Below are 20,770 nucleotides of genomic sequence, written 5' to 3' on the forward strand. Positions count from 1 at the left end.
CGGCGGTCATGAGCAGCGCCAGCGCGGACGACATCGGCGTGACCGCCCGCTACTACGAGACCGACACCGAACGAGTGCTGGAGTTCGACCGCGACGGCCGGACGGCGGCCATCGCCCAGAACCGCGAGGGATACGCGATGTTGAAGGTGCGCCCCACCGCGGACGGCGACGAACTCGAACGCTACTACGGGTTCGACATGGCGCTCGACCACGCCGGCGAACTCCTCGGCGTCGACCCCTACGCGCTCCCGGTGCCCGAGGACGCTACGGACATGGGGATGTAGCCGAGGGTGGTGTCGGGCGGTCAGAGCCCGTCGCGCCAGTAGAACACCGGCCCCAAGAGGAGGTAGCCGAGCGCCAAAAAGAGCAAGGCGTAGGCGAACCCGCGGCCGTACCAGCCGGGGGCGACGATGGCGACGAACTGGACGACGCCCATCACGAGCGCGTCCTGGGCGTGCAAGTCGGGGTAGACGACCGTCGTCACCATCAGCGCGGCGAGGACCAGGGTGAGCACCACCAGCACGAGCGGGTCGACGAATCCGGCGAGGACGGTGGCGGCGATGACGGTCGCCGCGAGGGTCGTCTGGACGCCCTGGGTCTCTTTCACGTCGGTGTCGTAGGCCGTGTAGAGGCCGAGGCGGACGACGGCCATCACGACGAACACTGCGGTCACCGCGAGGCCGACGCCGACGCGGAGCGTCTCGGACGCCCACGCCTCCCGCACGACGACGGCGACGAGGAGCGCAGGGGCGACGCCGAACGAGGCGACGTCCGCCAGCGAGTCGAGATACGGGCCCGCGGGCGTCGAGCCGACCCGGCGGGCCACGACGCCGTCGAGCGCGTCAGCGATGGCCGCGAGCAGGATGAGCCGCGCCGCGAGCCCCGCGTCGACCGTCGCCGCGGCGGCGGCCAGAAAGCCCAGGCCGGCGTTCCCGACGGTCACGGCATCTGCGAGGCCGAGTCGACCGACGAACCGCGGCTTCATACCTCTCGCGTGAACGAGGGCGGTTTTACGTCTTTACATCCGCACCCGGCCGCGCCGTCCGTCTTTCTCGTCGGCTCAGACGAACCACGCGACATTTACGCACGCGCTCCTCACCTTCGGACATGAGCCGTTTCACCGACGCGACGTCGCGGCGACGGGTTCTCGGTGCCCTCGGGGCGGCCGGCGTCTCCTCGCTCGCCGGGTGTACCGCACTCGTCACGGGCGGGAGTGGCGGGGAGTTCGACGTCGGCATGACCGCGGCCGCGTTCAACCCACCACAGATCACGGTGCAGGTGGGCGAGGAGGTCGTCTGGCACAACACCAGCGCCCGCGGCCACACCGTCACGGCGTACGAGAACGCCATCCCGGACGACGCCGTGTACTTCGCCAGCGGCGGCTTCGCGAGCGAGTCCGAGGCGCGCGACGCCTGGCAGGACCGTCTCGGCGGGAAGATCGACTCCGGCGAGTCGTACAGCCACACGTTCGAGGTTCCCGGCCGGTACGACTACGTCTGCCTCCCGCACGAACCCGGCGGGATGATCGGGTCGGTCATCGTCGAGGAGTAATCGAGACGCTCCGTGTTGACAGGCGACGTCCTACTCGTGGAGCGGGCTTTCGGGGGTATCTCGACGGATGCTGACGACACGACGACCGCGTGGTGCACGGGCGCGATGGACCGCAGTCACGAGCCTCCCCAGCCGACTCCTTCACTCCCTTCGGTCGTTCAGTCGTCCCTCGCGCGTGAGTCACGCGGACGGACCGCGTGACGTCACGCGCCACCGCACCACGCTGTGACGGTCGGCGCGCGGAAACAGACCGCGCGAAGCGAGTGCGTGACTCGTGCGAGGGGACTGTGTTCGCGCCTCCGCGCGCGAGCACCCGGCTGGGGAGGGACGAAACCGCGGTCCACCACCCTGGCGACTCGTACTTCGTCTGTCCTCTGTCACACCACCGAGACGAGCCTCTACTCACCGAGACACACGTACTCTGCTCCTCACCGACACCGTCCAGCCGTCGCTGTCACTCGCAGTCTGGGGCTGGAAAAAACGCGAAGTCGTGTGTGTATCCGTCTCCGCTGAGCCCGCGTCTTCAGTCCTCGTCGACGGCCACTTCGTCGGCGTCGACGTCGACGGCGGCTTCCTCTTCGGCCTCGACCTCTTCGGGGCGGGCTTCGAGGGTGAGCTTCTGGACCTCCACCCGGCGGAGCGGGTAGATGACCTTGGCTTCGCCGTAGATGGCGGAGGAGAGACGGCCCTCAACGACGCTGTCGACGAGCTGCTCGTACGTCCGCTCGCGGGCGGCCTCTTCGACGATGTCGATCATGACCCGGCGGATGGCCTGCTCCTGGCTGCGGTCGGCCTTCTTCGTCGTGAAGGCGGCCGGCTGCAGCTGGACGCGGTGGTCGTCCGTCGTCAGGACGGTGATGTTCGCGTCGATCTTCGACGCGCCGCGGCGCACGAGGCTCCGCAGGTAGTCGCGGGTGAGTTCGTGCTTGATGAACTCGGTGTAGGCCGTGTCCGAGGCGACCTCGGTGATCTTGAACGTGAGCTTGGTGTTGTTGGCACCGGCGTCGCCGGTGATCTCACCGAGCGTCACGTCGATGGTGCGGCCCTCTACTTTCTCCGGTTCGTCGGCGAAGGTGGTCCCCAGTTCCTCGCGGTCGAACTGCTCGGGGGCGAGGATGGTGTACCAGCGCTTGCCGCGCTTCTGTCTCGAAACTGATCGTTCACTCATGATTGTCGTGTGTTGTGTCTGTGTGGTCGGCTGTCGGTTCGTCTCGCGTGTCCGTCACTGCCGTCGTGTCCGTCTCCACCGTGTCGGAATCGTCCGTTCCGGCCAGTCGGTTCGCCACCGTGAGGTTCACCACGTAGTCGTCGACCGACGAGTGGAGTCCACCGGTGGTCTCGCGCTCGATGGTCGTCTCGACGGTCGACCCCTCGACGCGCGTCGTCATCGAGTCGGTGTTGTCCGGTTCGATGGCTCCGGCGACGATTTCGGCCGTCGCGGGCGTGGCGTGCGTCGTGCGGACGGTCGCTCGTCTCACGACAGGGCCTCCCTGGCCGCCGTCTCGAACGACTCCGGCGGGCCGTCGAACCGGGCGTCGGCCTCACGGGCCGTCCCGTCGGCCGTGCCGGTCTCGTCGGGTCCGAGGCCCGTCGTGAGCGCGCTCGTCACGTCGACCGCGTCGTCGTGGGTCGCCGCGGCGGCGACTCCCTCACTCACGACCAGCACCGTCGGTTCTGGCGAGCGGAAGTCGCGAGCGAGTCGCGCCACGGTCCGGAGGCGGCCGGCCGCGCGTCGGCGTTCGACGTCGTCGGTCCCGTCCGCGCTCGCCTCGGCCGAGGCAGCACGGACGACGAAGACGCCGCCGTATCGGGCCGTCTCGGCCTCGCGAAGCGTCGTGTGGACGTGGTTCGCGTGTGTGCGCCACGCCTCCAGGGCTCCCGTCCGCGCGTCGTGACCCAGTGCGAGGGCCACTCCGGTGCCGGGGTCCTCGCGGGCGACCGCCGAGAGCACGTCGCCGTAGCCCTCGACCGTCGCGAAGGGCGCGTCTTCGCCGAGGTGAAGCGGGTTCAGCGCACGGGCGATGGACTCGGCCGCCCGAGGTGTCGCGCCGGGCGCGGTCGTCGTCTCGACCGCGACGAGCGAGGCGAACTTCCGGCGAGCGTCCGCGTCGAGTTCGGCGGGCAGGTTCCACTCCGCGAGCGTCGCACCCGCGGCGTCGGCACCGCCCGAGACGGGCCCGTGCAGGAGCGTCGTGTGTCCGAGGCCGTCGGCGAGGTCCGTCACCGGGAGGCCGACACCGGGGGCGCGCTCGAGGCCCGCCCTGTCGGCGAGCGTCGACGCCGCCGGGTCGGCTTCGCCGGCCGCGATGCCCGCGAGTGCGAGAGACGGGTCGGCTGCGGTCTCCAGCGCCCGCGCGACCTCGAACGCCACTGCCGGCGTGCGTGCCGCGTCGCCGAGCGTCAGGTCTGCGGGGCCGGCCGAGCCGATTCGAAGCGTGAGGGCGTCGTCGTCGACCGCGTACGCCGAGGCGCGGCGGACGCGCACCTGGAACGGCACGGTCCGCTCACGCAGGGCGCGGGCGATGACGCCGCTGGCCGCGAGGGCACCCCCCGTCGGCGCGACGACGACCCGGACGAACGGGGCGTCGGCGAGCCGCGCGGCGAGCTCCTCGGGGCTCGGTGTCGGCGCGGCGGTGGATGGCGATTCCATGACGGCGGTGGTGGACATCTACTCCAGCAGTTCGACGGCGACGTCGTAGCTGTAGGTGAACTCCTCGTCGAGCTTCCCGCCGCGGTAGTACTTGACCAGACGGCGAATCTTCGACTCGGTGTTCTGCAGCGCGCGCTTGTTCTGGGCGTCCTGGGGGTTCTGCTCCATGTGTTCGCGCAGGCGAATGGCGCGCTCCATCAGGTTGGTGAGGTCTTCGGGGAGCTCCGACGCGGCGTCGTGCTCCTCGAGAATCGTGGTGACCTTCTTGCCGGTCGCGAGCTTGACGTTCGGGACCGGCGTACCCTTGACGCCCTCGTCGCGGAGCTTCATCCCGATCTGGGAGGGGTCGTGCCCCTGCTCTGCGAGTTCGACGATGCGTGCTTCGACGTCGTCCGCGTCGACGTCGCTCCATTCGGGGGGGTCGTCTGCCACCGGCTTGTCCGAACTGGACGAGCCGCGGCGGCGGGTGTGCATTCGTGCCATTGGTTGAATTGGAACCCACAGACCGCAGGAGAGCGTCGAATCTACCGACGCACTTCCGCAATCTCGAAGCCCGACGCCGACGCCGAGCGAGTCAGATTTGCGGCCGTGCTGGTTCCCTACCTATCTTCCTTCTCGCGCCGAACTAAACGGTTACGACATCCCGCGGCGTGAGGAGCGAACGGCTGTCGTCGGAGACAGTCGAAGATAGTGTCATACACCCAATCACTATTTATGTAGGCACGGACACACTACTCACATGAGTTCCATTCGAGACGACCTCTCGGCTGCGAGTGACGACCTCGCGAAAGCCCTCGACAGTGCGGGTGACGAACTGAAGTCCGGCGTACAGAGTGCCTCTTCACAGGTCTCGAAGCTCGTCGACGACCTCGAGGCAGGAGCAGAAGACGCCGAATCACAAGCGCGAGAGCGACTGGACGAGTTACTCGCCGACGTCGACCGCCTCATCGACGAGGCGAACGAGGAGACGACAGAGCACCTGCAAGCAGTCCGAAATCGACTCCAGTCCGCGAAAGAAGACTGAACCCCTCACCTGTGCCAGTCTCTGTCGCAACCCCGCCGAGTCGAAGCCCTTAATACTCCCTCCCGGATACGATTGGATGCGTTCGAGGGCTCGTAGATCAGGGGTAGATCACTCCCTTGGCATGGGAGAGGCCCCGGGTTCAAATCCCGGCGAGTCCATCAGGATTCTGCGCAGAACTAAATTGAACAGACAGCGGCGGTTCTATACCTCGATGCCACTCCGTCTGAGGGGGCAGTTACTACCTGAAACCGGCAAGTGCGTCTGAGAGCATTTGCACCCTTTGAGGTGTTCGCCCTCCTGAGACACATCGATTTCATCCAGTGAGTCATGATGCGCGACATAATTCTCACCCTGAATTCAGCGAGGAGTGCCAAATCAAAGTGGGAGTAGATTGAGATTGTACGCATGCGAGATATGTGCTCCAATCATGAGATAGAGGAACGTGGACAGAACAAGAGTTTGTTTAAATGATGACAACTCTCCAAAACTCACGATACCATACCGCCCATACAGGAATCGGAAAGAAACCATGAGATAATTTACACAAAGGAAAGAGAAGATTCCAAGACCGAATATTGCTATTCTACCCACAATCGAATCTGCAGGCAATAACCACACAAATACGATTCCAGAAATGACAAAAAGCGAAAGCATCCCGGCCACTGCCAGTAGGACTCCGAGGTTTCCCCCTACTCGCTCCCATTTCTCAACCTCCTGGACAGACATTCCCTCCGAGTCAAGAATTACGTCTACTTCTGGAGGATAGTCCTTCGCGTCCAACAGACCAATCTTAAGAGTGTTCTGTATGGCCTCAATAACCTGGTCGCCATATTTTGTTTTCTCGATACTTCCGTCGTACTTGTCGTATGCAAACGCGGCCATCATCAGCATGAAATCTCTGAAATACAGCTCATACGGTACTATTGACAACAAAATAATTATGAAAGTGAAAACCAGCGCAAGAATCAACGGGCTGAGCGGGACAACCACTGAAGCGTAAGTTCCCAAAGCGAGAGCGAAATACAAGCCTGAGTAGGTGCTGAGGATAACGAGAGCCGATGTTGTATTTTGAATCACCCGCTTTGACAAGGCAAACTGATTGATTACTGCCATCCGCCGTATCAGAGTTATTAGTAGAAGTGACATGGCAACACCGTATGTTGGTATCCGTAGAGGTGAGCTGATGTTTGGATCTGCAAGAAGGCCCGTTGCGAGAAAAGCCGCCAAGGTAATCTCAAAATCTACGGAACTAGCTTTGTCATCGAATACATTTTCAACCAGACTGTCACTCATAATATAAAGGATAGGCTAGGCCCTCATCAAGCATGGGGAGTGGTACATCTATTCTTTAGATATTATCCAAGAAGTCCCGCTGTAACCTCCGCTTGTCCTCCTCTGTCTGCACGTTCTAGTGCTCCGAAGCACCTCTGGACTCATAGCTATCCTATCGCTCGCCATCTCTTCGGGCATCCCGTCGTTCAAGTTCTTGCTCGCCGCTACGCCGCAGGGCGTGCGCCGAGTGTGACGATAGACGCTTTGCGGCGTTGTTGTAACAGCGGAGTCCGCCAACAAGCCGAGTTACGCTGCTGAGCCGCACTCCCCGTACCGCTCCTCGGCCTGGGTCCGCCGTCGCTCGGCCCGGTCGGGGTTCCCGTCCAGGTGTTCACGACACGCCGCGCGATACTCCACACACGCCAGTCGCGCCGCCCCGACCTCACACCGGTACTGCTCCAGCGCGGGGGCCAGCGGGCCGGACATCCCCTCGGCACCTTCGAACCGGTCGCGGGCGTCGGTGAACTCGCGGACGAGGTCGGCGAAGGTGTTCTGTGCGTCGCGGTACGACTCGTTCTCGTAGCTCGCGACGGCCTGCTGGTACCGCTCGCGCGACTGCATCGCCTGCTGGAGACCGCGGGCGAACGGCGTGAGCGCGTTGGCCGTGTCGCTGACGCGGAACACCTGTGCTTCGAACGCCTCGTAAGAGACGTCGAGTTCCGGGTCGAACGACTCCATCGAGTCGTACCGCGAGGTCGCGGTCCCCGCGGAACTGGCCGCCTCGGTCGCGAGGGTCTGTAGCCGGGTCAGTGCGGTCGTCGCCTCCGACGTGAGCTCGCTCGCCGCGTACGGCTCACGAAGCTGTTCGTGGACGGTGTAGGCCTCGTCGAATCGGACGAATGCTCGGACGAGACGGTCGAAGATCCAGCGCGTGTCCGACAGCGACTGAAGTCGGTCCGCATCGGCACTCTCCGACTCCCGCTCGTTCGCGATGGCCGCCTGGACCGCTCCGAGGCGGTCGGCGAGTGCGTCCGTGTCGAGGTCGCTCACTTCGAGCGTCTCGAGCGCGGGTTCCAGCGTGGCGTACACCTCGTTCAGGGCCGTGACGATGCCGTCGATTCCCCCCATCGCGACAGCCGGTGTCGGGGTCGCTGTTGCCGTCGCCGAGGCTGTCGCCGTCTCCGTCGCTGTCGACTCCGGCGTCGCCGTCGGCTCCGAGGACTGTGACGAACAGCCGGCGACGGCGCCGATGAGGAGCCCGAGCGCGTGTCGTCGATGCACACTCCCACGTCTCTTGTCGACGAGATAACTGTTTTGTGGTCGGCCCCGGTCGGCGACGGAACCCCGAGACCAACAACCATTTCGGGCACGACGGCGAATCGCCGCGTATGGCAGACGACGCCACAGACGAGACGGAGGACGTGCAGGAGTCAGCCGACGAGCCTGCGGACGCGGGCGAAGGCGACGGAGAGGAGAAGTCGTTCCGCGAGCGCGTCGAGGAGATCCGCGAGCGACGCGAGAAGGAGCGCGAGGAGGGCGAGCGTCCCGGCCCCGAGGAGATGATGGGCGGCGAGGGCGGTCCCGGCGGACCGGGCGGCATGGGCGGCGGCAACCCCTTCGCGCAGATGATGTCCGGGATGATGGGCGGTGGCGGCCCCGGTGGTCAGGGCGGCATGGGCGGCGGCCCGCCGGGCATGGGCGGTCCCGACCGCGGCCGCGAGGAGAGCGCCGGTAACGAGGAACTCGTCCGCGAGGTCCGTCAGCTCCGCGACGAGGTCCGCGACATCACGCGGCAGCTCCAGCGCATCGGCGACGCGCTCGAGGACGACTGACGCCGCCGCGTTGAGCGCTCGTTCGACGGGCGCTGCCCCGTCGTCTCACACGCGAGGCGAGGCGACCTGCCGGACGCGGTCGTAGACCGCCTCGAGGTCGTCGACGGCCCGTTCGACGCTGATCGGTTCGCGGCGGGCCAGACAGTTCTCCCGGAGCGTGTCGTACTCGTCGAGCGCTCGCCGAATCCCGTCGCGGAACCCGTCGATGTCACCGGGCTCGTAGTGGTAGCCGGTGACGCCGTCGTCGATGGTGTCCCGGAGTGCCCCCTCGCGCACGCCGACGACGGGCGTCCCGCAGGCGATGGCCTCGAGTGCGACCAACCCCTGGGTCTCGACGGGGCTCGGGAACGCGAACACGTCGAGGGCGCTGTAGAACGCCGGCAGCGCTTCGCGGGGGAGGAAGCCGAAGAACCGCGCGTCGATGTCGTGTCGTGCCGCCAGCCGCTCTACCGACTCCCGGGCGGGGCCGTCGCCGCCGAACACGACGGTGACGTCGTCGAGGCCGTCGGCGGCCCGGACGATGTCAGGCAGGCGCTTCTCGAAGCCGTGCCGACCCGTGTAGCCGACGAGCGTGTCGCCGTCGAGACCGTGTCGTTCGCGGAACGCCGTCGCGTCGACGGGCGCGAACTGCTCGATGTCGACGCCGTTCTGCACGACCGAGATGTCGCTCTCGACGCCGACCCGGGCCAACCGGTCGCGAGTCTCGTCGCTGGGGACGATGACGGCGGCGGCGTGAGAGAGAAACCAGCGTTCGTACCGCGTGCTCAACTGCTCGATGCCGTTCTCGAGCCGCGCGTTCGAGGTCAGGTAGTCCGCGTACTCCGCCGTCGGGGTGTGGTACGAAGCGACGAACGGGACGTCCCGGCGGGAAGCGAGCCGCAGCCCCGCGAGCCCGAGACTGAAGGGCGTGTGCGAGTGGACGACGTCGACGTCGCCGCGTCGGACTCGCCGCGGGACGCGCGGGGCCGCGACGCGAAAGCCGTCGTAGAAGGGAAACGCGATCGACCGGACCGGATACTCGCCGCGGTCGGGGTCGTGGTCGGTCGTCTCGGGGAACACCACGTCCATCCGCCCGCCGCGCCGCTCCCAGCGTTCGCGCCACGTCTTGATGGTGTAGGTGACGCCGTTGACGGTCGGCAGGTAAGTATCGGTGAAGGCGACGACCGACGCTCCGTCCATGTCGACGGCCCTTCACAGCACGGGGGTTAATCGCTTCCGACTCGGTGACGTCCGGCCAGCGTGGTCAGCGACCGGATTCGCGGACGTCGGTGTACGCCTCGACGAGTCGCTCGCCGACCCGGTCGAGCGAGTGTTCTCTCGCCGTCTCGCGGGCGTTCTCACCCAGGCGACGGCGGAGGGCGGGGTCCTCGTTCAGCCGGCGGAGTGCCGCGCGGAACTCCCCGTGGGTGTCGCACTTCAGGCAGTCCTCGCCGTCGGTGTAGAACTCCTCGAACACCGGGATGTCGCGGAGCACGCAGGCTTTCCCGCAGGCCATCGCCTCGAGCACGGCGATACCCTGGTTCTCGTTCTTCGTCGGGAACAGGTAGACGTCGCCGGCAGCGAACGCGCCGCGTTTGTCGTCGACCCACCCGGTGAACGTCACGTTCTCGGGGGGGTTCTGTACCCAGTATCGCACGACGGACGACGCGTGTGGACCGGTGTCGTAGGGACCGAACCACGCGAAGTCGTAGTCGGTCTCCTGTGCCAGTTCGCAGAACGTCGAGAGCCCCTTCCGCTCGAAGACGTTGCCGACGGCGAAGACGACCATCCCCTCCAGCCCGAACCGTGTCCGGTACTCGTCACGGAGCCCCTCGAATCCGGCGAGCGAGTCGAGGTCGACGCCGTTCGTCATGGGACGGATGGGTGCGTCGACGGGGTACGACTCGAGCACCCGTTTCGTGTACTCGCTCGGACAGAGCACGAGGTCGGCCTGTGAGTAGAACCATCGGAGGTACCGGCCGAGCGGGCGCGAGACGTACGTCGACCCGCGGAACGATTCGGCGAAGTCCTCGCGCGTGACGTGTGCGTGCAGCACCAGCGGCGTCCCCGTCCGCTTCGCGTGACGGGCGACCGCGACCGTCCCCGGCCCGATGAGATTGCAGTGTGCGACGTCGTACGCGCTGAAGCCGCCGCGCCCTCGAAGCGCGTACTCGGCGGCGGCGACGGGCGAGTCGCCCTTCCACGGACTGGTGACGACGTCGACGTCCGTCGTCCGGAGCGCGGCCCGCTGCTGGTCGGCCGCCGTCCCGATACCACTCCTGTCGAGCCGGGATTCGAGTTCGAGGTAGTTGAGGACCCGCACGAGCGGGTGCTCGCCGTTCAGCGGTTTGACGCTGTCGCTTCGCCCTCGCTCGCGTGCTCCGGAACGACTTTATCGGTCACGGAACCCACCTGAGACATGGGCATCCCGGAAGAGCGGATCGAGCGACTCGAGACGCTCGCGCGCGACGCCGTCCGCGCTGGCGATGAGGACCGCGCACGGGAGTACGTCCGCCTCGCTCGACGGATCGCCGAGCGACACCGGCTTCGCCTCCCGCGTCACTTTCGGCGGTTCACCTGCGACCGGTGCGACGCGTATCTCCGCCCGGGCGTCAACGCACGGGTCCGACTCCAGTCCGGCACGGTCGTCGTCGCCTGTGACTGTGGCGAACTCGCGCGCTATCCGTACCGGTGAGGGACGAGGCGCTCCGCTTCGGTGCCTGCGAACTCGCACCGTCGGACCGTCCTGCCTGAGTATTCAGGCTACAAAGCCGTCATTAAAGCCAACATACAAATGTGGAGCGTCCGAACCGGCGGTATCATGTGTACACAGGAGCTGCGGAAGCGGGCGCACGACCTCGACGTGACCGTCTGGGTCGGGAAGGCGGGCATCGAGTCGGTCGTCGACGAACTCGCCGACCAGTTGAAAGACCGTGAGCTGGTGAAGGTGAAGTTCCTCCGTGCGGCTCGCGGCGGGACGACGACCGAGGAACTCGCCGAGGAACTCGCCGACCTCGTCGATGCCGAGCTCTTCGAGACCCGCGGCCACACCGCGGTGATGCATCAATGAGCGCGGGCGTCCCGCTTCAGGCGGCCGGCGGTGGCGGGTTCATCGGGCGGTTCCTCGCGCAGAACGGCGTCCCTTACGCGGACGCCATCGGGGGAATCGTCTCGTTCGTCGTCGCCTTCGTCGCCATCTACCTCGTCGGACGAGCGGTCCTCTTCCCGGTCCTCGACCGGGTCTTCGAGGCTCGTGGGCTCGAACCACACGCCATCAAGCCGTTGAAGAAAGTCGCCGGCGTGCTCGTCGTCTTCGTCGCCATCGCCGTCGCGTTCGGCTTCGCCGGCTACGGCAACTTCCTCACGTCGCTGGCGACCATCGCCGCCGCGGCGACGCTCGCCATCGGCTTTGCGATGCAGGACGTCATCAAGAACTTCGTCTCGGGCGTGTTCATCTTCACCGACCGTCCGTTCAAGATCGGCGACTGGATCGAGTGGGACGGGGAGTCGGGCATCGTCGAGGACATCTCGTTCCGGGTCTCCCGCGTGCGGACGTTCGACAACGAACTCTTGACCGTACCGAACTCGCAACTCACCGACGGCGTCGTCAAGAACCCCGTCGCGAAGGACAAGCTCCGCCTGAAGGTGCCGTTCGGTATCGGCTACGACGACGACATCCCGAAGGCCACGGAGATCATCATGGAGGAGGCCGAGGTCCACGAGGGAATCATGGCCGACCCCGCGCCCTCGGTGCGGCTGACCGAGCTGGGTGACTCCTCCGTCGTCCTGCAGTCGCGCGTGTGGATCGACAATCCCAGCCGCGCCGACTTCGTCAAGACGCGCGGCGAGTACGTCACGAACGTGAAAGAGCGGTTCGACGCCGAGGACATCAACATCCCGTACCCGAACCGCACGCTCCACGGTGCGCTCCAGGTCGAAGGCGTCCAGGCGGTCGCGCCGTCGGCGGACGACTGACCCCGTCGGAGCCGTCCGTTACAACTCGATTCGCTCGACCAGCTGTGAGTCGTCGGACTTCGTGTTGACCGCGACGATGCGGATCTCCTCCTCGAGCATCGAGTCTTTCAGTTTGGCCTTCAGCAGGTTGTCCACCTGGTAGACACCCGCAGCGTTGACCATCTCGATCTCGACCTGGACGGGGACGCCGTCGCCCCGCCGGAGGAGGACGTTCGTGATGGCCTGCGAGGAGAGCGTGTTGATACCCCGTCCGCCCTTCTCGTAGGGGATGCGTGACCGTCCACGCTCCATGTCCAGCGCGTCGGCGACGCGGATGACGCCCGCCTCCTTCGTGAGCGGCGTCTCCTCGGTGTGGTGACAGAGGATGGCGTGGAGCGTCTCGGCTTTGACGCGCACGGCGTTCGTCGTGTCGTAGAACTGTGGCAGGAGGCGGTCGAGGATGTCCGACGCCAGCGGAATGGAGTAGTACGCGTGGTCGTCGCGGTGGACGATGTGGCCGATGTCGTGGAGGGTCGCCGCGAGCGCGATGATGACGGGTTCGTCCGTCTCGTCGAGTCCCTGGTCTGCGGCACCGTTGAACTCGCAGCCGCCCGCTTTCAGCAGTTCGTACAGCCGCAACGCGCGGTTGCGGACGATGGAGATGTGTTTCGGGCCGTGGTCGTTGTACCCCTTCCGCGCGACGGCGTTGACGTTCTGCGCCTCGAGGAGGGTCGTCACCTCGGGGTCGTCGAGTAGATGCGGGAGGATCTCGTTGAGCTTCTGGTCGGGGAACGCGTGGTCGTCGTCGGGGTCGTACGCGCGACCACCGGTTGTATCGCTCATCGTCTCTTCGACGACAGGCGACGAAAAAAACCCGACGGATGCGTGCGTCCCGACGGAGATACGCCGCCGGACGCGGCTCCTCACTCCGCGGCCGCGGCCGCCTCCTCGACGGCCTCGTAATCCGGCTCGACGGTGGGGTCGTCGGACACCCAGGCGTAGGTGACGACGCCGTCACCGTCGACGACGAACACCGACCGCTTGGCGAGGTCGTAGACGCCGTACTTCTCGAAATCCATCGAGACGTCGTACTTCTCGATGAGCTCGCGGTTGGTGTCACTGATGAGGGGGTACTCGATGCCGTGTTGCGTCCGGAGCTCGTTGAGCGTGAACGGTGTGTCGATGCTGATGCCGTAGACGGTCGCGCCGACCTCCTCGAACGCCGCGAGTCGCGCTTGGAACGTCGAGAGCTCCGTCATGCAGGTGGTGGTGAACGCCGCGGGGAAGAACGCGAGGACGAGCGGTGCCTCGTCGAGGTGGTCGGAGAGCGTGAACGACTCGACCTCTCCAGTGGCCATCGGTGCGGTGAAATCGGGGGCGGTGTCGCCGACGTTGGGCATAGTTACTGTGTCGTCGGTGGGTCGTTTGATGTTTGCGCTCTCGGTTGCGGCGTGCGACTCCTCTGACGAGGAGCCGCTGGTCCCCATCTCGGGACGTACTGGCCCTTCTCGACGACAGAAAACTGGTTTATGCGTTGATTCACTAGCCGCCACTAATGACAGCGGGAGAACAGGAGCTGTCTGCAGGAGAGATCATGGAATACTTTCTCGACCCAGACGACCCCTGGGAGCAACCACGTGCCTACGTCGGGGCGTTCGAGCGGAGCCGTCTCCTCCACGAGCTCGTCGCTTCGCGGAACGATTCGTCGGATCGTGTCCTAGAGCTCGGCTGTGGTGCGGGTGCGAACCTCGCACACCTGTACGACCACGGCTATCGGGACCTCGTCACGATCGAGGTCAACCCTGACATGCTCTCGTTGTTCGAGTCACACCATCCCCAGACGTTCGAGACGGCCGAAGTCGTTCGCGGGACAATCCAAGACGAGATAACGACCATCCCGACCGACGGGGTCGAGGTGACAGCCGCGGTCGCCGTGTTGACTCACCTGCACCCGGACCACGAGTTCGTGTTCGACGAACTCGTCCGTGTCACCGCGGAGACGCTGATAACGATCGAGAACGAGGAGACCGTTGACGACATCTTCTTCCCGCGCAACTACGGCGACGTGTTCGAGTCGCGGGGCTGTGAACAGGTCGACGTCGTCGATTCGGAGACGCTCTCGCGTCGGACGGAGTTGAGCGACAACTGCTACGCGCGCGTCTTCAGCGTCGACACGTGAACTGGACGGCCACCGTCGCAACTCGCTCGGTGTCTCCGAACGGGCGTCAATCCCACACGGGCGGCCAGCGAGGAGTCGGCGCTCACGGCGGCCGCGGGAGCAAAAAGCCTATAATTGCTACTTGGTTAAGCTGAGATAGCGATGTTCGATGTCATACTGTTCCCGGGGCTGCCGGGTGGGCCGGAGCTGCTCATCGTGCTGTTCGTGCTCGTCCTGCTGTTCGGGGCCAACAAGATCCCCAAGCTCGCTCGGTCGACCGGGCAGGCGATGGGCGAGTTCCAGCGAGGCCGCCAGGAGATAGAAGAGGAACTGAAAGAGATGGAGAAACAGCCGGACGAGGACGACGAGGAGTTCGAGGCGCGCAAGCGCGAAAAGGAGCGCGAACTCGAAGAGGCCGAGACCGACGAGACCGCATCCAGCAGCTAACTCGCAGTCTTCTGTCTTCTTGCCACCACTGCCGACGGTCAGCTTTTAGTCGGCGGCTTCGATACACCGGCCAGGGCGTGTGGCCTAGCGGATAGGGCGAGAGGTTCCTAACCTCTCGATCGCGGGTTCGAATCCCGCCACGCCCGCTTACTCGCTGTCGCTCGTTCGCGGCCGTGGCGAACATCGCGGAATCGACGGTTCCGCTCAATCCCGCCACGCCCGTTTCGACCGAGCCACAGCGAGGTGTGAGGCGGCCAGGAGATTCGAGCACGGCAAGTCGCAGCGCCGGGCGAAGCGAGGCGACCGTCTCGCTCCGGTTCGAATCCCGCCACGCTCGCCCCCTTCAGGTCGTTCAGCCGACGGCGGTGCGGTGAACTCGGTGAACCGCTGGTGAGGGGGAACTCGCAACTCGACGAGCCAGCGACGGGTTCTGTCCGTTCATGCTATCTACGGGACAGTTCTGCTCACTATATAAGGGGTACTTGAACATGATTTATAAGAGACGACGGTGCGTTCGATATCAATATTGATATCTCATTTCCGAGCGTTCGCTCAGTGTTATTATAAGATAAAATATGTATAGAGCTAAAACAAGCATACAGTAACGTAGTAATCTATAAAATATGTCTGGTATGACTGCCCCTCCCGCCGCAGAAGCCTTTTTGATGGGTTCTCTCTTGAAGGAGAACAATGGCTATCGACGACGCTGACACAGCCGGCGCGACTCAGTCGGAGTCAGCGCCGTCGCAGTCGGCCGGGGTGACGCTCGGCGAGTACACCTGGGAGCAGTACCTCCGCGAGTACGGCGACCCGGGGGACGCCGAGGCCGCTGCGACGACGCGCCGTCGTGGCGACATCGACTGGGAGGAGGTCGCGGCCGAGGACAGGGCCGCGACGGACCTGGGGGTCCACCCGACGGAAATCGAGACACGGCTGGCCGCCGCGGCGACGGCGGCAACCCGCGTCGAGGACTCGCTCGAACCGACCACCGACCTCTCGGACCCACCGGTCGTGAAGGACTGGTACGCCGAGGAGCATTTCGCGGCCGACCACCCGGAGACGGCACTCGACGAGGCGCTCGGCTTCGACGCCGAGGACGTCGAGGGCGTCCTCTCGCACGCCGAGAACCTGGCCGCGGAACTCGACGACGTCGTCGACCAGCGGACGGTCACGGTCCAAGACGACTTCGACGAGGACGCGTTCTTCCGGACCGACGAGGGACACTCGACCGTCGTGACGCGGTACGACCTCGAGAAGACGGTGCCGCTCGCGAAGAAGGTCCACTTCCGCGAGGTCGAGCGCTACTGGGTGAACGAGCCGTACTCGTTCGTCATCATCTTCCACTCGACGAAGGAGAACGAGAAGAAGTACTACGTGGTCCAGCCGTACATGAATCGGATCGAAGACGACCTCGTGGACTACCTCACGGGGAAGCTTCGGACGGCCATCAAGTACTCCGACGACGACGTCATCGCCGCCAACACCGAGGACCGACAACACGTCATCGAGTCGGAGACGCTCAACCTCCTCGACCGGTACGGCCTCTTCGCCGCCCCTGCATCGGCGGTCGGCGGCTCCGAGCCGGGATTCCTCCGCCAGGGCCCTCTCGGTGCGCTCGCGGACTTCTTCGGCCTCGGCGACGACGACGAACCCGAGTCGTCGTCGACTGCGCTCGGCGTCGGGAGGCTCGAGGGCATCGAGGCCCGTCCCGAAGCAGCAGTGCTCGAGGAAGACTCCGAACGACTCAACGAGTACCAGGTCGAGAAGCTGCTGTACTACCTCCGCCGCGACTTCATCGGCTACGAACGCATCGACGGCATCAAACACGACATCAACGTCGAGGACATCTCGTGTGACGGCTACAACTCGCCCGTCTTCGTCTACCACTCCGACTACGAGCAGATCATCTCAAACATCTACCACGGCCGCGAGGAGCTCGACGACTTCGTCGTGAAACTCGCCCAGCGGTCGGGGAAGGGTATCTCGAAGCGGAGCCCGCAGGTCGACGCAACGCTCCCCGACGGGTCGCGCGCCCAACTCACCCTCGGCCAGGAGGTGTCGGACCACGGGACGAACTACACCATCCGGCAGTTCAAGGACGTCCCCTTCACGCCCATCGACCTCATCAACTGGAACACGTTCTCGCTCGACGAGATGGCGTTCCTCTGGCTCTGTATCGAGAACCACAAGTCGCTCATCTTCGCCGGGGGGACGGCGTCGGGGAAGACCACCTCGCTGAACGCGGTGTCGCTTTTCATCCCGTCGAACTCGAAGATCGTCTCCATCGAGGACACGCGCGAGGTCGAACTCCCCCAGCGCAACTGGATCGCGTCGGTGACTCGTCCCTCGTTCGCCGACGACGACGGCGGCGACGTCGACGAGTTCGCCCTCCTCGAAGCCGCCCTTCGACAGCGACCCGACTACATCGTCATGGGTGAGATTCGTGGCGAGGAGGGGCGGACGCTGTTTCAGGTCATGTCGACGGGACACACCACCTACACGACGTTCCACGCCGACTCCGTCGGTGAGGTGCTGAAGCGATTCACGACGGAGCCGATCAACGTCTCGAAGACGATGTTCACCGCGCTGGACCTCGTCTCCATCCAGACGTCCACCCGGGTGGGTGGGAACAAGGTCCGACGGAACAAGTCGCTGACCGAGATCAACCACTACGACGCGGAGAACGACGAGATCAACGTGCAGGACGTCTACCAGTGGCAGGCGGAGACGGACGAGTTCCTCAAGATGGGGAACTCGAACACGCTGGAGGAGATCATGTTCGACCGCGGGTGGACTCCCGGGAAGCTCGACCGAGAGCTGTTCAAACGCCAGCTCGTGCTCGCGTATCTCATCGACCGCGAACTCAGTTCGTACGCGCAGGTCGCGGCGACGTTCCAGGCGTTCATCAACGACCAGGAGACGATCCTCTCGCTCATCGCCGACGACCGCCTCGAGCAGTCGCTGGAGGACCTCCGCGAGATGGAGTCGGTCCAGATCAACATCGAGCCCGAGAAGGAGGCGATGGTCCCTCGGCCCTCGCCCGACACGGAGACCGCGGCGCTCGCGGCGGGCATCCTCGGCCGCGCCGAGGAGTCGCTGCTCCCCGAGTACCGGGGGAACGTGACCGCGGACGTCGCGGCGGCGCTGGCCGACATGGAGCCGGCGACGGACGTGACTGTCGGCCGCGGCGAGAGCGAGGGACCGACGGCCGTCGGTGCGGACGGCGGCGACGCGTTCACCGATGCCCTCGATGACGCGACGAAGGCAGAGACGGACGAGCCGGGCGGGGGAGACGCCGGGGAGGACGAAGAGACCGGCGGCTTCGGCTTCGGCTTCGACACAGACCGGTCGGACGGTGCAGAGTGACAGATGAGTCTCGAATCCAAACGCGGCCTCGACGGCAGCACCGACGCACTCGGTGACGCGTTCTACCCCGCGTTCCAGTTCCTGTTCGACGAGAACAGCGACTTCGTGAGCGACGTCGAAGAGCGTCTCGAACAGGCCCGGATGGGCGAGAACGTCGAGCTGTACATCTCACGGGCGCTCGCCATCGGCGTGCTGCTCGGCGGTGCGCTGTGGCTCTTCGGGACGCTCGTGGGCTTCGGCCTCGTCCAGTTCGGTATCCTGACCGAGGAGGTCGTCAGCCTCGGGATTCCGGTCCCCGACGAGCAGACCGCCGCGACGCTCTCGGCCATCGCCGTCCCCGTCGCTGTCGGCATCATGGGAGTGGTCTTCGGGAGTATCGGGTTCGGCGTCGGCTTCGGGACGCTCATCGCCATCCCGTACTCGCGCGCGTCGGCCCGGAAGCGCGAGATCAACATGTTGCTCGCCGACTCGGTCTCGTTCATGTACGCCCTCTCCGTCGGGGGGTTGAACCAGCTCGAAATCCTCGAGGCGATGGCGAAAGCCGAGGACACCTACGGCGAGGTCGCTCGGGAGTTCCAGAGCATCGTCCAGGAGACGGAGTACTTCGGCACCGACTACCGAAACGCCATCCGCCAGCAGGCCATCGTCACCCCCAGCGACGACCTCTCGCAGTTCCTCACCGACATGCTCTCCATCGTCAACTCCGGCGGAGACATGCAGCAGTTCCTCTCCGACAAGAAGGAAAAGCATCTCCGGACGTCGAAGCAGGAACAGGAGATGACGCTCGAGACGCTGGAGCTGTTCGGCGAGATGTACATGACGCTCTCGCTGTTTCCCCTCCTTCTCATCATCATCCTCGTCATCATGTCGATGCTGGGCGAGGCCCAGGACATGCTGCTGTTCGGGACCATCTACCTCCTGACCCCCCTCATCGGGTTCGGCTTCCTCGTGCTGGTCTCGACGGTCAAACAGGACGAGCCCGGCGACGGGTACCTCCAGCTCTCGGACGAGCCAGCCCCCGACGGCGCGAGCCAGCGCGACGGGGCGCTCCGACTCGGACTCATCAACCGGTTCGTCGGCGAGTTCGCGCTGTTCTCGCATATCAAGCATCGCGAACTGCTGCACAACGTGCGCGGTATCCTCGCGGCCCCGCACGTCTTCTTCCGTGACAACCCGATGTACACGCTCGCGCTGACGGTTCCGCTGGCGCTCGTTGCGCTCGTGGTTCCGGCCGCGCTGGGGGTCGCACCGACCAGCTGGGACGCGCTCGTCGCCCGCCCCGTCTGGGGGACGTTCGTCTGGGTGTACCTCCCGGTGTATCTCGTCGCGTTACCCCTCACGGTGTTCTACGAGTGGAACGTCCGGCGCCGGGGTTCGATCACCGGGAAGCTCTCGGAGAACCTCCGCAAGCTCTCCTCGGCGAACGACACGGGACAGACGCTCCTGGAGTCGGTGCGGACGGTGTCGTCGACCTCGTCGGGACAGCTCGCCGACGAGTTCGACATCATCTACGCGAAGGTCAACTACGGGACGAGCCTCCGCGAGGCGCTCATCGAGTTCAACAACAAGTACCACATCCCGCGGCTGGCACGGACCATCAAGCTCATCTCGAAGGCCCAAGAGGCGTCCTCGCAGATCACGGACGTACTCTCGACGGCGGCGCAGGCGTCGGAGAATCAAGACGACATCGAGCGCGAGCGGCGCTCGCGGACGATGATGCAGGTCGCCATCATCCTCATGACCTACTTCACCCTGCTCGCGGTGATGGCCATCCTGAAGACGCAGTTCCTCGACGTGATGGCCGGCCTCACCGAGCAGGCCGGAAGCGGGGGCGGCGGACAGTTCAGCGGCGGCGTCGACCCGAACCAGCTCTCGCTGTTGTTCTTCCACGGCGTCACCATCCAGGCGATCATCTCGGGGCTCATCAGCGGCTACATCCGGACCGCCGACGTCCGGTCGGGGCTCAAGTTCACGCTCATCCTGATGACGGTCGCGCTCGGCACGTGGACGGTGGTGGGCTGATGACCTCCCGGCGGCCACCAGCGGTCGCGTCGGCGACGACACCGACCGACGCCGACCGCGGCCAGACGACGATCGACTTCGCCGTCGGGGCGACGCTGTTCCTCCTCACGATGGCGTTCGTCTTCGCGTTCGTCCCCGTGATGTTCCAGCCCTTCGCGACCAGCCAGTCCGACCCGCTCGTCGCCGACCGCGTCGCCAACCGGTTGGCGACGGACGTTCTCGGCGACTCCGGGGAGCCGTACGTCCTCAACGCGACGTGTACGCAGGAATTCTTCGCCAGCAACTCGCCCCCGGCGGGCTGTTCGTACGCGTACGACACCGCCAGCGATCATCCGAACCTGGCGCTCGGCGTCGACGCCGACACCACCCTCAACGTGACGGTCGTCGACCCCTCCGGGAGCGTCGTGTTCGACGCGGGCGACGACACGGCGAACGCTCAGGACGTCATCACGGCTCAGCGGCGGGTCCTGTACGACGGACGGTCGTACGAACTGTTCGTCAGGGTGTGGTGAACG

General features: G+C 65.3%; 23 protein-coding genes and 2 tRNA genes. 14 read left to right on the forward strand and 11 right to left on the reverse strand.

All coding sequences use genetic code 11. The features are described from left to right. The first annotated feature begins 8 nt into the window (after positions 1-8). Complete coding sequence (locus E6N53_RS02350) at positions 9-284, forward strand: DUF7111 family protein (protein WP_142856595.1); 276 nt, start codon at positions 9-11, stop codon at positions 282-284. A gap of 20 nt (positions 285-304) precedes the next feature. Here the strand turns inward: E6N53_RS02350 and E6N53_RS02355 are convergent, their stop codons facing one another. Beyond that, positions 305-985: a protein sorting system archaetidylserine synthase gene (locus E6N53_RS02355; protein ID WP_142856597.1), complete on the reverse strand. Its 681-nt coding sequence runs from the start codon at positions 983-985 to the stop codon at positions 305-307. Between the two features lie 122 nt (positions 986-1,107). On the opposite strand from E6N53_RS02355, the gene E6N53_RS02360 reads away from it, so the two are divergent. Next, positions 1,108-1,551 (forward strand): plastocyanin/azurin family copper-binding protein, encoded by a 444-nt coding sequence (locus tag E6N53_RS02360; RefSeq protein WP_136588837.1) that lies wholly within the window; start codon positions 1,108-1,110, stop codon positions 1,549-1,551. Between the two features lie 523 nt (positions 1,552-2,074). Here E6N53_RS02360 and E6N53_RS02365 read toward each other — a convergent pair. From E6N53_RS02365 to E6N53_RS02380, 4 genes are read right to left on the reverse strand one after another with little or no spacing between them, the layout of a single operon-like run. Continuing rightward, positions 2,075-2,719, reverse strand: coding sequence for a 30S ribosomal protein S3ae (locus tag E6N53_RS02365; protein ID WP_136602316.1), 645 nt, complete (start codon positions 2,717-2,719; stop codon positions 2,075-2,077). Then, a complete protein-coding gene (locus E6N53_RS02370; protein ID WP_142856600.1) occupies positions 2,712-3,029 on the reverse strand; it encodes a KEOPS complex subunit Pcc1 in 318 nt (105 codons plus the stop codon). The genes E6N53_RS02365 and E6N53_RS02370 overlap by 8 nt, the downstream gene beginning before the upstream one ends. Further along, the gene (locus E6N53_RS02375; protein ID WP_142856602.1) at positions 3,026-4,219 is read right to left on the reverse strand and encodes a hypothetical protein; all 1,194 of its coding nucleotides are present in this window, start codon (positions 4,217-4,219) and stop codon (positions 3,026-3,028) included. The genes E6N53_RS02370 and E6N53_RS02375 overlap by 4 nt, the downstream gene beginning before the upstream one ends. Further along, complete coding sequence (locus E6N53_RS02380) at positions 4,220-4,684, reverse strand: 30S ribosomal protein S15 (RefSeq protein ID WP_136588841.1); 465 nt, start codon at positions 4,682-4,684, stop codon at positions 4,220-4,222. Between the two features lie 256 nt (positions 4,685-4,940). Between E6N53_RS02380 and E6N53_RS02385 the strand changes: the two genes are divergently transcribed. Together E6N53_RS02385 and E6N53_RS02390 are read left to right on the forward strand one after the other, a co-directional pair. Beyond that, positions 4,941-5,225, forward strand: coding sequence for a hypothetical protein (locus E6N53_RS02385; protein ID WP_136588842.1), 285 nt, complete (start codon positions 4,941-4,943; stop codon positions 5,223-5,225). A gap of 86 nt (positions 5,226-5,311) precedes the next feature. Next, a tRNA-Ala gene (locus tag E6N53_RS02390) sits at positions 5,312-5,383 on the forward strand. Positions 5,384-5,600: 217 nt separating this feature from the next. Here the strand turns inward: E6N53_RS02390 and E6N53_RS02395 are convergent. After that, positions 5,601-6,518: a hypothetical protein gene (locus E6N53_RS02395; protein WP_142856604.1), complete on the reverse strand. Its 918-nt coding sequence runs from the start codon at positions 6,516-6,518 to the stop codon at positions 5,601-5,603. A 285-nt stretch (positions 6,519-6,803) separates the two neighbouring features. Further along, positions 6,804-7,778 carry a hypothetical protein gene (locus tag E6N53_RS02400; RefSeq protein ID WP_142856606.1) on the reverse strand — a complete coding sequence of 325 codons (975 nt, stop codon included), beginning with the start codon at positions 7,776-7,778 and terminating at the stop codon, positions 6,804-6,806. A gap of 107 nt (positions 7,779-7,885) precedes the next feature. On the opposite strand from E6N53_RS02400, the gene E6N53_RS02405 reads away from it, so the two are divergent. Further along, positions 7,886-8,329: a hypothetical protein gene (locus tag E6N53_RS02405; RefSeq protein WP_142856608.1), complete on the forward strand. Its 444-nt coding sequence runs from the start codon at positions 7,886-7,888 to the stop codon at positions 8,327-8,329. 45 nt (positions 8,330-8,374) lie between these two features. Here the strand turns inward: E6N53_RS02405 and E6N53_RS02410 are convergent, their stop codons facing one another. Both E6N53_RS02410 and E6N53_RS02415 read right to left on the reverse strand, forming a co-directional pair. Continuing rightward, entirely contained in the window at positions 8,375-9,508 is a 1,134-nt protein-coding gene (locus tag E6N53_RS02410; protein WP_142856610.1) for a glycosyltransferase, read from the reverse strand. A 64-nt stretch (positions 9,509-9,572) separates the two neighbouring features. Continuing rightward, positions 9,573-10,631 carry a glycosyltransferase family 4 protein gene (locus tag E6N53_RS02415; RefSeq protein ID WP_142856612.1) on the reverse strand — a complete coding sequence of 353 codons (1,059 nt, stop codon included), beginning with the start codon at positions 10,629-10,631 and terminating at the stop codon, positions 9,573-9,575. A gap of 96 nt (positions 10,632-10,727) precedes the next feature. On the opposite strand from E6N53_RS02415, the gene E6N53_RS02420 reads away from it, so the two are divergent. The 3 genes from E6N53_RS02420 to E6N53_RS02430 all read left to right on the forward strand — a co-directional run bounded on the left by E6N53_RS02420 (position 10,728) and on the right by E6N53_RS02430 (position 12,283). Continuing rightward, positions 10,728-11,003, forward strand: coding sequence for a ribonuclease P protein component 4 (locus E6N53_RS02420; RefSeq protein ID WP_142856615.1), 276 nt, complete (start codon positions 10,728-10,730; stop codon positions 11,001-11,003). A 126-nt stretch (positions 11,004-11,129) separates the two neighbouring features. After that, the gene (locus tag E6N53_RS02425) at positions 11,130-11,378 is read left to right on the forward strand and encodes a YhbY family RNA-binding protein (protein ID WP_142856617.1); all 249 of its coding nucleotides are present in this window, start codon (positions 11,130-11,132) and stop codon (positions 11,376-11,378) included. Continuing rightward, a complete protein-coding gene (locus E6N53_RS02430) occupies positions 11,375-12,283 on the forward strand; it encodes a mechanosensitive ion channel family protein (RefSeq protein WP_136602321.1) in 909 nt (302 codons plus the stop codon). Before E6N53_RS02425 ends, E6N53_RS02430 begins: the two co-directional genes overlap by 4 nt. Positions 12,284-12,301: 18 nt before the next feature. On the opposite strand, the gene E6N53_RS02435 is transcribed toward E6N53_RS02430, so the two are convergent. Together E6N53_RS02435 and E6N53_RS02440 are read right to left on the reverse strand one after the other, a co-directional pair. Then, positions 12,302-13,105 (reverse strand): HD domain-containing protein, encoded by an 804-nt coding sequence (locus E6N53_RS02435; protein ID WP_142856619.1) that lies wholly within the window; start codon positions 13,103-13,105, stop codon positions 12,302-12,304. A gap of 80 nt (positions 13,106-13,185) precedes the next feature. Continuing rightward, positions 13,186-13,662, reverse strand: a complete 477-nt coding sequence (locus E6N53_RS02440; RefSeq protein ID WP_136588851.1) for a redoxin domain-containing protein — start codon at positions 13,660-13,662, stop codon at positions 13,186-13,188. A 155-nt stretch (positions 13,663-13,817) separates the two neighbouring features. Here E6N53_RS02440 and E6N53_RS02445 point away from each other — a divergent pair, with 155 nt between their 5' ends. From E6N53_RS02445 to E6N53_RS02470, 6 genes are all read left to right on the forward strand, one after another. Then, on the forward strand, positions 13,818-14,441 hold the full coding sequence (locus E6N53_RS02445) for a class I SAM-dependent methyltransferase (RefSeq protein WP_142856621.1): 624 nt from the start codon (positions 13,818-13,820) through the stop codon (positions 14,439-14,441). Between the two features lie 141 nt (positions 14,442-14,582). Continuing rightward, positions 14,583-14,867, forward strand: a complete 285-nt coding sequence (locus E6N53_RS02450) for a Sec-independent protein translocase subunit TatA/TatB (protein ID WP_136588853.1) — start codon at positions 14,583-14,585, stop codon at positions 14,865-14,867. Positions 14,868-14,940: 73 nt separating this feature from the next. Continuing rightward, positions 14,941-15,013 (forward strand) — tRNA-Arg (locus E6N53_RS02455). A 544-nt stretch (positions 15,014-15,557) separates the two neighbouring features. Beyond that, the gene (locus E6N53_RS02460) at positions 15,558-18,233 is read left to right on the forward strand and encodes a type II/IV secretion system ATPase subunit (RefSeq protein ID WP_142856623.1); all 2,676 of its coding nucleotides are present in this window, start codon (positions 15,558-15,560) and stop codon (positions 18,231-18,233) included. Positions 18,234-18,236: 3 nt separating this feature from the next. Further along, positions 18,237-20,255, forward strand: coding sequence for a type II secretion system F family protein (locus tag E6N53_RS02465; protein ID WP_142856625.1), 2,019 nt, complete (start codon positions 18,237-18,239; stop codon positions 20,253-20,255). Then, positions 20,255-20,767: a DUF7287 family protein gene (locus tag E6N53_RS02470; RefSeq protein ID WP_142856627.1), complete on the forward strand. Its 513-nt coding sequence runs from the start codon at positions 20,255-20,257 to the stop codon at positions 20,765-20,767. The genes E6N53_RS02465 and E6N53_RS02470 overlap by 1 nt, the downstream gene beginning before the upstream one ends. The last annotated feature ends 3 nt before the right edge of the window (positions 20,768-20,770 follow it).

The sequence above is a fragment of the Salinigranum halophilum genome (assembly GCF_007004735.1).
Classification (GTDB): domain Archaea; phylum Halobacteriota; class Halobacteria; order Halobacteriales; family Haloferacaceae; genus Salinigranum; species Salinigranum halophilum.